11 protein-coding genes are annotated in these 14988 nt (G+C 61.7%); 8 read left to right on the plus strand and 3 right to left on the minus strand.

All coding sequences use genetic code 11. From position 1 onward, the window contains the following. Positions 1–418: 418 nt before the first annotated feature. Positions 419–1762, minus strand: coding sequence for a CDP-diacylglycerol--serine O-phosphatidyltransferase (pssA, locus tag AC1DRN_RS15080; protein ID WP_223462864.1), 1344 nt, complete (start codon positions 1760–1762; stop codon positions 419–421). Between the two features lie 216 nt (positions 1763–1978). On the opposite strand from pssA, the gene AC1DRN_RS15085 reads away from it, so the two are divergent. The 3 genes from AC1DRN_RS15085 to AC1DRN_RS15095 all read left to right on the plus strand — a co-directional run bounded on the left by AC1DRN_RS15085 (position 1979) and on the right by AC1DRN_RS15095 (position 4036). Then, positions 1979–2542, plus strand: a complete 564-nt coding sequence (locus tag AC1DRN_RS15085; RefSeq protein ID WP_223462865.1) for a TetR/AcrR family transcriptional regulator — start codon at positions 1979–1981, stop codon at positions 2540–2542. Positions 2543–2597: 55 nt separating this feature from the next. Continuing rightward, entirely contained in the window at positions 2598–3074 is a 477-nt protein-coding gene (locus AC1DRN_RS15090) for a nuclear transport factor 2 family protein (RefSeq protein ID WP_223462866.1), read from the plus strand. 182 nt (positions 3075–3256) lie between these two features. Then, positions 3257–4036, plus strand: coding sequence for a TSUP family transporter (locus AC1DRN_RS15095; protein ID WP_223462867.1), 780 nt, complete (start codon positions 3257–3259; stop codon positions 4034–4036). Here the strand turns inward: AC1DRN_RS15095 and nudC are convergent. Further along, complete coding sequence (gene nudC, locus AC1DRN_RS15100) at positions 4004–4834, minus strand: NAD(+) diphosphatase (protein WP_223462868.1); 831 nt, start codon at positions 4832–4834, stop codon at positions 4004–4006. The genes AC1DRN_RS15095 and nudC overlap by 33 nt on opposite strands. A gap of 6 nt (positions 4835–4840) precedes the next feature. Next, the gene (locus tag AC1DRN_RS15105) at positions 4841–5653 is read right to left on the minus strand and encodes a crotonase/enoyl-CoA hydratase family protein (protein WP_223462869.1); all 813 of its coding nucleotides are present in this window, start codon (positions 5651–5653) and stop codon (positions 4841–4843) included. A gap of 559 nt (positions 5654–6212) precedes the next feature. Between AC1DRN_RS15105 and glgA the strand changes: the two genes are divergently transcribed. From glgA to AC1DRN_RS15130, 5 genes are read left to right on the plus strand one after another with little or no spacing between them, the layout of a single operon-like run. Continuing rightward, positions 6213–7796, plus strand: coding sequence for a glycogen synthase GlgA (gene glgA / locus AC1DRN_RS15110; protein WP_457266131.1), 1584 nt, complete (start codon positions 6213–6215; stop codon positions 7794–7796). Between the two features lie 12 nt (positions 7797–7808). Next, the gene (treZ, locus tag AC1DRN_RS15115; RefSeq protein ID WP_223462871.1) at positions 7809–9605 is read left to right on the plus strand and encodes a malto-oligosyltrehalose trehalohydrolase; all 1797 of its coding nucleotides are present in this window, start codon (positions 7809–7811) and stop codon (positions 9603–9605) included. After that, the gene (gene malQ / locus AC1DRN_RS15120; protein WP_223462872.1) at positions 9602–11680 is read left to right on the plus strand and encodes a 4-alpha-glucanotransferase; all 2079 of its coding nucleotides are present in this window, start codon (positions 9602–9604) and stop codon (positions 11678–11680) included. The genes treZ and malQ overlap by 4 nt, the downstream gene beginning before the upstream one ends. Beyond that, positions 11677–14472 carry a malto-oligosyltrehalose synthase gene (locus AC1DRN_RS15125; RefSeq protein WP_223462873.1) on the plus strand — a complete coding sequence of 932 codons (2796 nt, stop codon included), beginning with the start codon at positions 11677–11679 and terminating at the stop codon, positions 14470–14472. Before malQ ends, AC1DRN_RS15125 begins: the two co-directional genes overlap by 4 nt. A gap of 21 nt (positions 14473–14493) precedes the next feature. After that, positions 14494–14829 (plus strand): DUF2934 domain-containing protein, encoded by a 336-nt coding sequence (locus tag AC1DRN_RS15130; protein ID WP_223462874.1) that lies wholly within the window; start codon positions 14494–14496, stop codon positions 14827–14829. Positions 14830–14988: the final 159 nt, after the last annotated feature.

A 14988-nucleotide genomic window follows, 5' to 3' on the forward strand; every position in this document is an offset into this window, starting at 1 on the left:
GTCACTTTGGAAAAGCCCCAAAGTAACCAAAGGGCTCTTGCCCCTGACGTTCGGTGCCTAGCTGTGGCTCGGCATGCCCTCGCTCCGGTCCTGCTCCGTGGGCCCGCCGCCATCGGCCATCCATGGCCGGCGGCGGCTAACCCGGCATCCATGCCGGGTTGCCCACTGCGCAGAACCTGCGCTCGGCCTCACGAGGGGGCGTACACCGCAACAGCGCTCGAGGCGGCCTACCGGCCGGCCTGTTTGTTGGGTTCGTTCGTCTGTGGTGTATTTGATCGACTGACAGGCCGCTTTCGCGAGCAAGCTCGTTCCCACAGGGTTTGTGGTCGGCCACAATGTTGTGTTCGACCCCGATCCACTGTGTGCGAGCTTGCTCCGGGCGGCGATCCGACGATTGCTTTTCTGAAGTCCACCGGATTTACAGAATGCGGTAAAGCAACCGCTCGATCCGCACACGACTCACGCGCTTGAGGAACCTGGCCACGCCCGCCGGGTACTCGGCGAGGGTTTCCAGGTTCTGGAAATGCTCGATACGCGAGGTGTGCTGGAAGATCTTTGTCAGCTCATCGCGACGCGGCTCCAGCAGTTCGCCATGGGGATCATCGATCAACAAGGCGTTTTCCAGATCGAGTCGAAACGCCCGTGGGTTGAGGTTGTTGCCGGTCAGCAAGGTATAGCGCCGGTCGATCCACATGCCCTTGAGGTGATAGGTGTTGTCGCCATCACGCCACAGGTGCAGGTTCAACTGGCCGCTGTCGATGTCGCGCTGATGGCGCTTGGCAAACCGGCGCAAGCTGATTTCGTACAGGTACGGCAGCGCCGAAATAACCCGGAACGGTTCGCTCGGCGGAATGTAGAAATCGTTGGCCGTCTTGTCGCCGACCACAATGTCGATCTTCACCCCACGGGCCAACGCACGGTTGATCTCGCGGATGACCGCCAGCGGCAGGTTGAAGTACGGTGTGCAAATGGTCAGTTGCTGCTGGGCGCTGGCGATCAGTTCGCAGATCACCCGGTTCAGCGGATTGTTCTTGCCGACGCCGAGCAAGGGGCTGACAGACAAACCGCTCCTGTCGGTAGTGCCCCGCGAAGTGTCGTACGCCGCGTGCTTGAGGCGGCTGCGCAGGTCGCCGATGTCATGGCGCAGGCTGCGGGTGGTCGGCAGGTTCGGCAGGTCGAGGCGGTGCACCGCCTTGGAAGCCACCAGGCCGTGCTGCACCAGGTGCTGCATCGAATCGGCCAGATCACGATTGTGCAGCAGGTGATAGCGGTCGTAGCGGTACTTGTCGAACTTGTGCAGATAGACGTTGTTCAGGCTCGCGCCACTGTAGATCACGCAGTCATCGATCACGAAGCCTTTGAGGTGCAACACACCGAACAGTTCGCGGGTTTGCACCGGGACTCCGTAGATCGGCACTTCGCTGGCATGGGTGCGGGTCATTTCCTGATACCAGGCGGAGTTGCCCGGTTGCTTGCCGGCACCAATCAGGCCGCGCTGGGCGCGCAGCCAGTCGACGACCACCACCACGTCCAGTTCCGGACGCGCCAGCTTGGCCGCGTGCAAGGCATCGAGAATTTCCTGGCCGGCTTCATCCTGTTGCAGGTACAGCGCAACGATATAGATGCGCCGGGTCGCGCTGGCGATCTTCTCCAGCAGGCAACGACGGAATTCGGCAGCGCCAGAGAGGATGCCGACGGCATCGGCCGTCAGCGGAAAACTGCGCAGTTTGGGCAGCAGGGAACGTTTGAAAAGCAACGGCATAGGGCTCGCAATGGGTCGAATCCGAAGAACCCGAGAGCTTACACCATGCAAAGGTTCGGGTCTTGTTACCGTCAGTAATGACGCCATCGCGAGCAAGCTCGCTCCCACATGTTGATATGCGCTTCCCTGTGGGAGCGAGCTTGCTCGTGATAGCCATTTGTCAAACGACACAAAAACCGATTGACCATGGAGAACGATCGTTCTACTGTTAGCTACATGAACGAATTCACTAGCAATGAAACACGCGACATCATTCTGGATGTCACCGAAAAGTTGATCTACAAAAGTGGCATAGCCGCCACGGGCATGGATCTTCTGGTGAAAACCGCCGGCGTCTCCAGAAAGAGCATTTACCGCTACTTCGCCAACAAGGACGATCTGGTGGTAGCCGCCCTGCAACGTCGCGACCAGCGCTGGATGCACTGGTACAGAGGCGCAGTCTGCCAGGCACAAACCCCGGCCGAACGACTGCTTAACCTGTTTACCGTGCTCAAATCGTGGTTCGCGTCCGAGGGCTTTCGTGGCTGCGCCTTCATCAACACCAGTGGCGAAACCGGCGACCCGCAAGACCCGGTGCGCCTGGTCGCCAAAGAGCATAAACAGAAGCTGCTCGACTACGTGTGCGAGCTGTGTACCGAACATGGCGCCGAGGATCCGCAGATGCTGGCCAGACAACTGCTGATCCTGATCGATGGTGCCATTACCGTGGCGCTTGTAATGGGTGATCACAGTGCCGCCGATAATGCGCAATGCATGGCGCGAAAGTTATTGGACCTGTAGCAACCTGATCAAGCTCGACAATTGCTTGAACTTTAACTTGATACGGAGACTTGAAATGTCTGATGCCGAAGTTCGTCCGCCATTACCCCCTTTCACCCGTGAATCGGCCATTGAAAAAGTTCGCCTGGCTGAAGACGGCTGGAACTCCCGCGACCCCGAGCGCGTGTCCCTGGCCTACACCCTGGACACTCAATGGCGCAATCGCGCCGAGTTCGCCTACAACCGAGAAGAGGCCAAAGGCTTCCTGACCCGCAAATGGGCCAAGGAGCTGGATTATCGGCTGATCAAGGAACTCTGGGCCTTTACCGGCAACCGCATCGCCGTGCGTTATGCCTATGAGTGGCATGACGACTCGGGCAACTGGTTCCGCTCCTACGGCAACGAAAACTGGGAGTTCAACGAGGACGGCCTGATGGCCCGGCGCTTCGCCTGCATCAATGACCTGCCGATCAAGGAAAGCGAGCGCAAGTTCCACTGGCCGCTGGGGCGTCGGCCTGACGATCATCCGGGGCTGTCGGATCTTGGCTTGTAAACACTGATCAAACTGTAGGAGCGAGCCTGCTCGCGATAGCGATCTATCAGTCAACATGAATGTTGAATGTGATGACGCCATCGCGAGCAGGCTCGCTCCTACATTGGTTTTGTGTGTGCAGGTGGTTAAGATGCTGCCCTTCCCCGCAGCCTCTTCCTGCACCCGCCGAATAAGCCGATCCCATGCCTTTCGAACTCAGCGTTGACCTCTCCACCCTGGCCATCCTGGCCCTTGTCGCTTTTGTTGCCGGTTTCATCGATGCCATCGCCGGTGGCGGCGGCCTGTTGACCACCCCCGCCTTGTTGACCGCCGGCCTGCCGCCGCACCTGGTACTGGGCACCAACAAGCTCAGCTCGACCTTCGGTTCGGCGATTGCCAGTTTCACCTTCTACCGCCGCAAGCTGTTCCACCCCGCGCAATGGATGCACGCCATCATCGGCACCCTGGTCGGCGCGCTGACCGGTGCCGTGGTCGCGCATTACCTGCCGGCGGAGTGGCTGAACAAAATGCTGCCGGTGATCGTCTTCGCCTGTGGCGTTTATCTTTTGTTTGGCGGCACGCCGAAAGCGCCAACGGACAGCGATGCACCGATCAAGAAAAAGTGGCAGTCGACCCAAGGCTTCAGCCTCGGCTTCTATGACGGCGTGGCCGGTCCCGGCACGGGCGCGTTCTGGACCGTGAGCAGCCTGTTGCTCTACCCCGTCGACCTGGTGAAGGCCAGCGGCGTGGCGCGCAGCATGAACTTCGTCAGCAACGCGGCAGCGCTGTCGATCTTCATCTTTTCCGGTCAGGTGGACTGGATCATCGGCCTGTGCATGGGCTCGTCGTTGATGGTCGGCGCGTTCTTCGGCGCCCGCACCGCCATCAGTGGCGGTGCGAAATTCATTCGTCCGGTGTTCATCACCGTGGTGTTGGGCCTAACGGTGCGCCTAGCCTGGCAGCACTGGTTCAGCGTGGCCTAAGCGCCGCGCCACATAGACGTCGATCAGGTAACGGGCAATCGAGCGTGACGCCGGCAACGGCGGCAGCTCGTGCACGTTGAACCACTGGGCGTCCTCGATTTCGTCTTCCTGACAGACAATCTCGCCACCGGCATATTCGGCATGAAAGCCGAGCATCATCGAGTGCGGGAACGGCCAGCACTGGCTGCCCATGTACTGGATGTTCTTGACCTCGATGCTCACCTCTTCGCGAACCTCGCGAATCAGGCAGTCCTCGGCCGATTCGCCCGGCTCGGCAAACCCGGCCAGGGTGCTGTAGACCCCCGGCACAAAACGCGGCGAACGCCCCAGCAGAATCTCGTCGCCGCGGGTCACCAGTACGATCATGCTCGGCGAAATCCGTGGATAGCTGCGCAGATCGCACGGCTGGCAATACATCGCCCGTTCGCGCGGCACCTGGATCATGGCCTGACCGCAGTTACCGCAAAAGCGATGTTCACGGGCCCAGGTGCCGATCTGCGCGGCGTAACCAAGCACCTTGTAGAGCGTGTGATCGCCCTCCAGCATGAACGCCCGCAGGCCTTTCCAGTTGCAGCCCGGCACCTCGCTGTGATTGCGCAGCTCCAGCAGATAGACCGGCTCGCCATCGAGATGACCGATGCCATGCTCGGCGAGAATCGGCAGGTCCTGGCGCTTGAGCCATTCGCGCGCAAACAGTGCGCCATTGTCATCGAACAGAAAGCCTTCGGGGCTGCGCGCGACAGCCCAGCCGCCGGGTTGATCGGTGTCCAGTACTGCAGTGGTCCAGCGAGGAATCATGGTTTATCAATCCAGAAATTCGGGTTTCTGTTTGCTCATATGGGCGGCCATGGCCACGCGCAGATCGGTGGATTGCAGCATGGCGGCGTTCCAGGTAGCGATGTATTCGAGGCCGTCATCGATGCGATGGTCGCGCATGTAGCTGATCATCTCTTTGGTGCCGGTGACGGCGATCGGCGACTTGCCGGCGATTTCGCGGGCAATGCCCATGACGCCGTCGAGCAGGCTGGCGTTGTCGCTGTAGACGCGATTGACCAGGCCCATGCTCCTTGCTTCGTCGGCGCCAAACGTGCGACCAGTGTAAGCCAGTTCACGCAGCATGCCGTCACCGATGATCCGCGGCAAGCGTTGCAACGTGCCGACGTCGGCGGCCATGCCGATGTCGATTTCCTTGATCGAAAACTGTGCGTCCTCGGCGGCATAACGCATGTCGCACGCGGCAATCAGGTCGATGGCGCCACCCAGGCAGTAACCCTGAATCGCCGCAAGCACCGGTTTGCGGCAGTTATCGACGGCATTGAACGACGCTTGCAGGGTGAGGATCTTGCGCCGCAACAGGCGCGCATTGCGTCCGACGTCCTTGCCCAGTTCATTGGCCACGCCCGCCAGCATCATCAGGTCGATACCCGAGGAGAAATGCTTGCCTGCGCCGCTGAGAACCACCACGCGCACTTCATCGGTGTCGTCGATCCACTGGAAGATCTCGACGATCTCGCTCCAGAACGCAGCGTTCATCGAGTTGATCTTCTCCGGGCGGTTGATCTGCACATGGGCGATTTTATCGACCAGTTCGACGTTGAACGCGCTGTACCGAGACATGCCAGTGATCCTTTTGCGGGCAAAAATGAGGCCCGAACTATAACAAGGCACCAAGGTGGGCAGTAAGGCAGTGGTTCGGCCAAATGCGGGACTGGCCAGACTGCACCTTAACAGTGCACCACCACCAAAACGTGGCGCACATTTATGTGACTGCCCCGTGACTTTTTGCGGCCAAAACGCAAAAAAACATGCACTTCGTCGGGGCATTTGCACCTCGATCAGGCACGTCCGTACCGCTACAAACCGATTGTCGAACAATTTTGCCATCCGGCCTTCACCGCTCTAAGTTCTGGCCTAGACTCATTTTCTCGAGACGAAACCGGCCGGTCACAAAGTGGAAAAATAGTCGAAACTTTTTCCAGTCCCGATCGGTCCTCTGAAAAGACGGTGCGTTGCGACTGGTGCAATCTTTGCAGTGGCTCATTCACCCATTCTGCTTCAGCGCATTGGGCAGCGCTTGCTCACTGATGCGTAGCGCGTTTGCGCCCGGCCACGGAAATTGGCCATGGAACACCGTTTGCCAGACCTAAGAATTAGATCAACAACACGGGAGATTCATATGACCAGTACGGCTATGGAAATACAGGGAGAGCGTGCTCATCAGGTCGGTGAGTCGAGCGCCGTAACTGCCGCAAACACCCAACCCGTCAGTGTTCCAGGCAGCAGGACGCTGACCCCGGTAGCCAACCGGAATCCGAACCGAAAAAAAGTCTTGTTCGTTACCTCGGAAATCGCCGACCTGGTGAAAACCGGTGGCCTGGGCGACGTTTCCGCAGCGCTGCCGCGGGCCATGGCCCATCTGCACGATGTGCGGGTGTTGATCCCGGGTTACCCGCAGGTGATGCACAGCGAGAACCCCATTCATATCATCGGTGAGCTTGGCGGTCATGCTGCATTGCCACCGTGCAAGATCGGGCGCATGGACATGCCCGACGGTTTGGTCATTTACGTACTGGTCTGCCCCGAACTCTACGAGCGCGAAGGTTCGCCCTACGGCGCCAACAACGGCCGCGACTGGCCGGACAACCATATCCGTTTCGCCCGCCTGGGCCTGGCGGCGGCCGATATTGCCGCCAACCTCGCGCAAATCCACTGGTGCCCGGACCTGGTGCACGCCCATGACTGGCCGGCCGGTCTGGCCCCTGCTTATATGCACTGGCGTGGACAGCGCACGCCCACCCTGTTCACCATCCACAACCTGGCGTACCAGGGCGTGATCAGCCTGGGTTCGTGCCCCGAATTGGGCATCCCCCATCACGCGCTGCAGCAAGAAGGCATGGAGTTCTACGGCAAGATGTCGTTCCTCAAGGCCGGCATGGCCTATTCGAGCCACATCACCACGGTCAGCGCGACCTACGCCCAGGAAATCACTACCCCGGATTTCGGCTGCGGTCTCGACGGTTTTCTCGCCGCCAAGACCCAGCAAGGCCTGCTCAGCGGGATTCCCAACGGCATCGATGAAAGCTGGGATGCGGCGACCGATCCGCACCTGTTCTGCCCGTTCAGCATCGGCGACTGGGAGGGCAAGGCCGTGAACGCCGCTCATGTCCGCGAGCTGTTTGGCCTGGAACATTCCGAAGGCCCACTGTTTGCAGTGGTCTCGCGGCTGGTTTATCAGAAAGGCCTGGACCTCACCGAGGCGGTCTCTGAATACATCGTCAAATCCGGTGGCCAGATCGCGATCATCGGCCGTGGCGAGCCGGAAGAAGAACAGTCGATGCGCGAACTGGCCCTGCGTTTCCCCGGGCAGATCGGCGTGCGCATCGGCTTCAACGAAACCGACGCCCGACGCATGTTCGCCGGCAGCGACTTCCTGCTGATGCCGTCGCGTTACGAGCCGTGCGGCCTGAGCCAGATGTACGCCCAGCGCTTCGGCTCGTTGCCGGTGGCACGCAATACCGGTGGCCTGGCCGACACCATCGAGAACGGCGTAACCGGTTTCCTGTTCGATGAATCCACGGTGCAGAGCTATCAGGAAGCCCTGAGTCGCGCATTCAAGGTATTCGCCTTTCCCGACCTGCTGCACGCCATGCGTTGCCGGGCCATGGCCGCGCCGTTCAACTGGTGCAAGGCGGTCGAACCCTACGCCGAACTCTATGAACGGCTTGTGGCAAAAGCGTTGGGGAAATCGAACAAACAGTAAGAGGCTTTCAAGATGCCGTTACGGACCCTTGAGACCTGGCCTCACGGCGCAATCATGCTGGACGCAGAGCACACGCGATTCGCGTTGTGGGCGCCAGATGCGTTCTACGTCAGTGTCGAACTGGAAAATGGACAGTCCTTGCCGTTGCTGCCCCAGGCCGACGGCTGGTTCGTGAGCAACACCCGATGCCCGGCAGGCACGCGCTACCGCTACAGCATCGACGGCGAGCTGGAGGTGCCCGACCCTGCCTCTCGCGCTCAGGCCGGCGGCATTGACCAGCCCAGCGTGGTGGTCGATCCGTTGGCCTATGCGTGGCAACACAGTACCTGGCTGGGACGACCGTGGCACGAAGCGGTGATTTATGAGTTGCACGTCGGTGCGCTCGGCGGCTTCTCTGCCGTCGAGCAGCATCTGGCACGCCTGGTCGAACTGGGTGTCACCGCGATCGAACTGATGCCCATCGCGCAGTTTCCCGGTGAGCGCAATTGGGGCTATGACGGCGTCCTGCCCTACGCGCCCCAGGCTTCATACGGCTCACCCGAGCAACTCAAGCACTTGATCGACACCGCCCACGGCCACGGTCTGGCGGTGATTCTCGACGTGGTCTACAACCACTTCGGCCCGGACGGCAATTACCTGCATCGTTATGCCAGTGGTTTCTTTCGCGAAGACCGACACACGCCCTGGGGCGCGGCAATCGACTTGCGCCGTCGCGAAGTACGGGACTTCTTCATCGAAAACGCCTTGATGTGGCTGCTGGAATACCGTTTCGACGGATTGCGCCTGGACGCGGTGCACGCCATCCAGGATCCGGATTTTCTTCAGGAACTGGCGCGACGGGTGCGCCAGCAGACGGGACCGGCGCGGCATGTGTGGCTGATGGTCGAGAACGAACACAACCAGGCCAGCCTGCTCGAACAGGGTTACGACGCGCAATGGAATGATGACGGCCACAACGCCCTGCACGTATTGCTGACCGGCGAAACCGACGCCTATTACGCCGACTACGCGCAAAACCCCACCGAACAACTGGCGCGCTGCCTGAGCCAGGGTTTCGTGTTCCAGGGCCATCTCAACCGCCATGGTGTGGCGCGCGGTGAACCCAGCGGGCATTTGCCGCCCAACGCCTTCATCCTGTTTTTGCAGAACCATGACCAGATCGGCAATCGGGCGTTCGGCGAGCGCCTGCATCAACTCGCCCACCCGCAAGCGCTGCGGGCCGCCACGGCGTTGCTGCTGCTGTCGCCGATGATTCCGCTGCTGTTCATGGGTGACGAGTTTGCCGTCGAGCAACCCTTCCTGTTTTTCACCAGCCATCATGGTGAGTTGGCGAAGTTAGTCCGCGATGGCCGGCGCAACGAGTTCGCGGCGTTCAGCGCGTTTGCGGACTCGCGTCAACGCGAACACATTCCGGACCCGAATGATCCGCAGACATTTGCAGCGTCCTGCCCTGTCCTGCCCTCGATCGGCCACAGCGAGATGCACGACCTGTACTGCCGACTGTTGCAGATCCGGCACCGGCTCATCGTCCCGCACTTGCCGGGCACCCAGGCACTGGGCACCGACGTGCTGGGCGAAGGCGCGGTCAGTGCAGCCTGGCGATTGGGCGATGGCAGCCAGCTGCGCATTGACCTGAACCTCAGCGACAGGCCCGTAGGCCACACCTCACAGACCGGTGCCGTGCGGTTATTCGAATACCCGCCAGAGAGTGCCGGCCTTCTGGACCAGGGCACCCTTGCCCCGTATTGCGCGCTCGTCAGCCTCACCGCTGCAGCCCCCTTTGCTACCTCGTTTGGAGAGCGTCCATGAGTGATGCGCAACTGGAAATCCTGGCCAGCCGTGCCGGTCTCGCGGTCGACTGGATCGACGCCAACGGCCGCCCGCAAAAAGTCGCGCCGTCAGTGTTGCGCAACGTGCTGAGCGGCCTTGGCCACCCGGCCGGCAGTGCCCAGGAAATCGACGCCAGCCTGCTGGAATTGCAAGCGGCGCAACAGACCCACCACTTGCCGCCATTGATCACCGCCGATGTGGGGGTGGGCCTGGACCTGGCGCGTTATTTCGAGCCCCAAACCCCTTGCGAAATCCACCTCGAAGACGGTTCGCGGCTCAACCTGAGACTGGACGCCAACGCGGTGCTGCCCGGGCTGGTACCGGTCGGCTATCAACAGGTCGGCATCGACGGACAAACCTTTACCCTGGCGGTGGCCCCGGCCCGTTGTTACAGCGTGGCCGACGCCGTGGATAACCCCATTCCTCGTGCCTGGGGCCTGAGCGTGCAGTTGTACGGATTGCGCCGCTCCGGCGATGGCGGGTTTGGTGACACCCAGGCTCTGGAGGACCTCGCCCGGGTGGCCGGTGAGCGTGGCGCCGAGGCGCTGGCGATCAGCCCGTTGCATGCGATGTTTTCAAGCGACACCCAACGCTATAGCCCGTATTCGCCGTCCAGCCGTTTGTTTCTCAACAGCCTTTACTGCGCCCCCGGCACCATTCTCGGCGAACGCGCCCTGCGTACCGCCATCGATGCAACCGGCCTGGCCATTGAATTCAAAGCGCTGCAAGAACGTCCGCTGATTGACTGGCCGGCCGCCGCCGAAGCCAAGCATCGGTTGTTGCAGGCCCTATATGAAGGCTTCGTCCAGGGTGAACACCCGTTGCACGAAGACTTCAGCAGTTTTCGTCACGCGGCGGGCGAAGCGCTGGAAAACCACTGTCGCTTCGAAGCCATCCAGGAGGCGCGCGCCGCCCGCGGTGAACACCTCGACTGGCGGCAGTGGCCCGAACCCTGGCGCAATCCGCGCAGCGCCGAACTGGCGGCATTCGCCGAAGAAAATGCCGGACGCATCGGCTTCTTCGCCTTCTGCCAGTGGCTGATCACGCGCTGCCTGGAGCGCGCGCAAACCGCCGCCCGCGCCAGCGGCATGAGCATCGGCCTGATTGCCGATCTGGCCGTCGGTGCCGATGGCGGAGGCAGCCAGGCCTGGAGCCGTCAGGACGAACTGCTCGCCTCTCTCACCGTCGGTGCGCCACCGGACATTCTCAACCGCAGTGGCCAGGGCTGGGGGATTTCCGCGTTCTCCCCCGAAGGCCTGGTACGCAATGGTTTCCGGGCCTTCATCGAAATGCTGCGGGCCAACTTCGCCCACTCCGGTGGCTTGCGCATCGACCATGTCATGGGCTTGCAGCGTCTGTGGGTAATCCCTAACGGTTCGCCGCCGGCCGACGGCGCCTACCTGTATTACCCGGTGGACGATCTGCTGCGTCTGCTGACCCTGGAATCCCATCGTCACCAGGCCATCGTCCTTGGCGAAGACCTCGGCACCGTGCCGGACGGCCTGCGGGAAAAACTCATCGCCCGTTCGATACTCGGCATGCGGGTGTTGCTGTTCGAGCAGGACAACACGCACTTCAAGCCCATCCTCGACTGGCCGGACAATGCCCTGGCGACCACCAGCACCCATGACCTGCCCACCCTCAACGGCTGGTGGCATGGCCGCGATATCGACTGGAACGCCCGGCTCGGCATGGTCGATGCCAGCGCTGAAATCGAATGGCGCCAGCACCGCGAGCGCGAGCGTGAGGGCCTGCGCCGGGCGTTGAGCCAGGACCCGCAGAACTTCCGCGAAGAGTCCCACGAAACCGACCAGGTGCTCGATGCCAGCGTGCGCTTCCTCGGCCATACCCGCTCGCCGCTGGTGTTGCTGCCACTGGAAGATGCCCTTGGCGTGGAACAACAGGCCAATCTGCCGGGCACTATCGATACTCACCCGAACTGGTCGCGACGCTTGCCCGGATACAGTGAGGCCCTGCTCGATGGAGCGGATGCCGCGCGGCGTCTGGAACTGCTCGCCTGTGCGCGACTGCAGGCGGCCGAGCGTGATCGATGACTCAAGTGCCGACCCGACCACTGCGCGCCACGTTGCGCCTGCAATTTCATAAAGGCTTCACGCTGGAAGACGCGGTGCCACTGGTGCCGTACTTCGCCCGTCTCGGCATCAGCCATGTCTACGCCTCCCCGCTGTTGCGCGCGCGCGCCGGGTCGACGCACGGCTACGACGTGGTGGACCCGACAAGGGTCAATCCTGAGCTGGGCGGCGAAGCGGCGCTGCGCAGCCTGGTCGGTGCCCTGCACGGGCACAACATGGGGTTGATCCTCGATATCGTCTCCAACCACATGGCGGTCGGCGGCAGTGATAATCCCTGGTGGCTGGATTTGCTGGAGTGGGGGCGCCTGAGCCCCTACGGCGAATTTTTCGACATCCAGTGGCACTCGCCCGACCCGTTGATGGAGGGCCAGTTACTCCTGCCGTTTCTGGGCAGCGACTATGGCGTCGCGTTGCAGGACGGCACCCTGCCCCTGCGCTTCGATGCCTGGCACGGAAGCTTTCATGTCGAGTACTACGAACACCGTTTTCCCATTTGCCCCTGGGATTACGGCGAGCTGCTCAAGGTCGATGCGCCGCTCGATACGCAACAGGCCGAACAACTCAAATCCCTGGCCGATCGCTTCAGCACCCTGAGCTACCAGACCGATGCCCACAGCCTGGCGCTACCGCTGAAAGCAGAACTGCGCGACCTGACCGGCGATCCGGCCATTGCCCAAGCCATTGACCAGCACCTGAAAAACTACGACTCAGTGACCCGCGAGGGCTTGCAGCGCCTGCACAACCTGCTGGAGCGGCAGAGCTATCGCCTGGCCAGTTGGCGCACCGCCGCCGACGACATCAACTGGCGGCGCTTCTTTGATATCAATGAACTCGGTGGACTGCGCGTCGAGCGTCCCGCCGTGTTCGAAGCCACCCATGCGAAGATCTTCCAACTGGTGGCTGAAGGGCTGATCGACGGGTTGCGCATCGACCATATCGACGGCCTTGCCGACCCGCGGGGCTACTGCCGAAAACTGCGCCGTCGGGTCGACAGCCTGTCCGCGGGGCGCCACCTGCCCATCTATGTCGAAAAGATCCTCGGCGCAGGTGAAAGCCTGCCTCGTGACTGGTCGGTGGATGGCACCACTGGTTACGAATTCATGAACCAGTTGTCACTGCTGCAAACCGACCCCAGGGGTGCGCAGGCGCTGGCCGAGCGCTGGAAGCGTCACAGCGAGCGGACCGCCGACTTCTCCCAGGAAGCACAACTGGCCCGTCAGCAAATCCTCAATGGCTCCCTCGCCGGGGATTTCGAAAGCGTTGCCCAGGCCTTGCTGCAAGTGGCCCGGGACAATCTCATGACCCGCGACCTGACCCTTGGCGCCATTCGCCGGGCCTTGCAGGCGTTGATCGTGCATTTCCCGGTGTACCGCACCTACATCGGCCCCCTTGGCCGGTCAGCCCAGGACGAGGTGTTTTTCCAGCAGGCCATGGCCGGTGCCCGGCAAACCCTGGGCGAAGCAGACTGGCCGGTGCTCGACTGCCTGGCCGGCTGGCTCGGCGGTGAACCCTGGCGGCAGCGCCCGGCCGGTCGCCAGCGCAAACGCCTCAAGCACGCCTGCGTACGCTTCCAGCAACTGACTTCGCCGGCCGCGGCGAAAGCGGTCGAAGACACCGCGCTCTATCGGTCGGCGGTCCTGCTCTCGCGCAACGATGTGGGGTTCAACACCCAGCAGTTCAGTGCGCCGGTTGCCGACTTTCATCAAGCCTGCATCGAGCGTCTCGACGCCTTCCCGGACAATCTGCTGGCCAGCGCTACCCACGACCACAAGCGCGGGGAAGATTCACGGGCGCGGCTGGCGGTATTGAGCGAGCGCAGCGACTGGTACGCCGACCAGATCGGTCTGTGGCGCACCCTCGCCCGGCCACTGCGCAGTGACGATCAAGTGCCTTCGGCGGGCGATGAATTGATTCTGTACCAGACAATTCTCGGCAGTTGGCCTCTGCAATTGCGTTTCGATAATCCGCTCGCGCTCGAAGACTACGCAAAACGCCTGAGGCAATGGCAACGCAAGGCCCTGCGCGAAGCCAAACTGCAAAGCAGCTGGAGCGCGCCCAATGACACTTGTGAGCAAGCGAGCGAGGACTTCATCCAGCGCCTGTTGCTCAGCCCCGAAGGTGAGCTGTTGCGTACGGCCCTCGCCAAGGCTGCCCGTTCGATTGCCGTGCCCGGTGCACTCAACGGTTTGGCGCAAACCTTGCTGCGCATGACCGTACCCGGCGTGCCGGATCTGTATCAGGGTAACGATTTCTGGGACTTCAGCCTGGTCGATCCGGACAACCGCCGCCCGGTGGATTACACCAGCCGCCAGCAGGCGCTGCAGCAAGCGGTGGACCTGCCGGACTTGTTGCTGAACTGGCGTGACGGGCGCATCAAGCAGGCCTTGATTGCGCGCACCCTGGGTTTGCGTGCCGAGCATGCCGAGCTGTTTCGGCGTGGCACTTACCAGGCCCTGGAAGTGGTGGGCAGCGAGGCCCATCGAGTGCTGGGTTTTGTCCGTGAACGGGAGGGAACACGCGCCATCGTGATTGTGCCGATACGTTGTGCCGAGCTGCTGGAAAACGGTGCCGAACCACAGGTCAACGCGCCGCTGTGGGGCGATACCCGGGTCAAATTGCCGTTCACCGTCCCTGACGAAAATCTGCAGGGACTTTTTTCCGGCGTCGCAGTCACACAACACAGGGAGCTGCTGGTCAGCGCCGCGCTGGGGGATTTCCCGGTCAATCTCTTTATTCAAACTACCCACACTTGAGTTCAGTTCAGGAGCATTGCGATGAGTACCGACGATAAACGCATCCGCGAATTCGCCTATCAGATCTGGGAATCCGAAGGAAAACCCGAGGGCCAGGAAGCCCGCCACTGGGAGATGGCGCGCAAACTGGCAGAAGCCGAAGCCCTGGCACCGAAAAAGTCACCGAAGGCCCCCGCCAGCAAGACAGCGCCGAAGAAAACCGCAGACGCAAAACTCAGCCCGGACAAGACCCTCAATGGCAAGACCGCTGCGCCGAAAGCCAAGGCCAAACCTGCGGCAGCTTCGAAAGTCATTCCGCCCGGAGAAAAGGCAGTCGAGAAAAAGCCCCGGGCTGCGCGAAAACCGCCGGCGGTTTGAGGCGCACGCCGTTTGACCTGATTGAAGGGGTGCCGAGTCCGCTTGCCACGTTGGGTAATGCTCGCCCTGAAAAACTGTGGGAGCGAGCTTGCTCGCGATATCGGTCCACCATTCAACACCCATGTGGACTGACACACCGCTATCGCGAGCAAGCTCGCT

The sequence above is a fragment of the Pseudomonas sp. P5_B3 genome, assembly GCF_056400405.1.

Coding starts and splice junctions, on each gene's coding strand:
- pssA (WP_223462864.1), bottom strand. CDS start 1,762: ATGCCGTTGCTTTTCAAACGTTCCCTGCTGCCCAAACTGCGCAGTTTT.
- AC1DRN_RS15085 (WP_223462865.1), top strand. CDS start 1,979: ATGAACGAATTCACTAGCAATGAAACACGCGACATCATTCTGGATGTC.
- AC1DRN_RS15090 (WP_223462866.1), top strand. CDS start 2,598: ATGTCTGATGCCGAAGTTCGTCCGCCATTACCCCCTTTCACCCGTGAA.
- AC1DRN_RS15095 (WP_223462867.1), top strand. CDS start 3,257: ATGCCTTTCGAACTCAGCGTTGACCTCTCCACCCTGGCCATCCTGGCC.
- nudC (WP_223462868.1), bottom strand. CDS start 4,834: ATGATTCCTCGCTGGACCACTGCAGTACTGGACACCGATCAACCCGGC.
- AC1DRN_RS15105 (WP_223462869.1), bottom strand. CDS start 5,653: ATGTCTCGGTACAGCGCGTTCAACGTCGAACTGGTCGATAAAATCGCC.
- glgA (WP_457266131.1), top strand. CDS start 6,213: ATGACCAGTACGGCTATGGAAATACAGGGAGAGCGTGCTCATCAGGTC.
- treZ (WP_223462871.1), top strand. CDS start 7,809: ATGCCGTTACGGACCCTTGAGACCTGGCCTCACGGCGCAATCATGCTG.
- malQ (WP_223462872.1), top strand. CDS start 9,602: ATGAGTGATGCGCAACTGGAAATCCTGGCCAGCCGTGCCGGTCTCGCG.
- AC1DRN_RS15125 (WP_223462873.1), top strand. CDS start 11,677: ATGACTCAAGTGCCGACCCGACCACTGCGCGCCACGTTGCGCCTGCAA.
- AC1DRN_RS15130 (WP_223462874.1), top strand. CDS start 14,494: ATGAGTACCGACGATAAACGCATCCGCGAATTCGCCTATCAGATCTGG.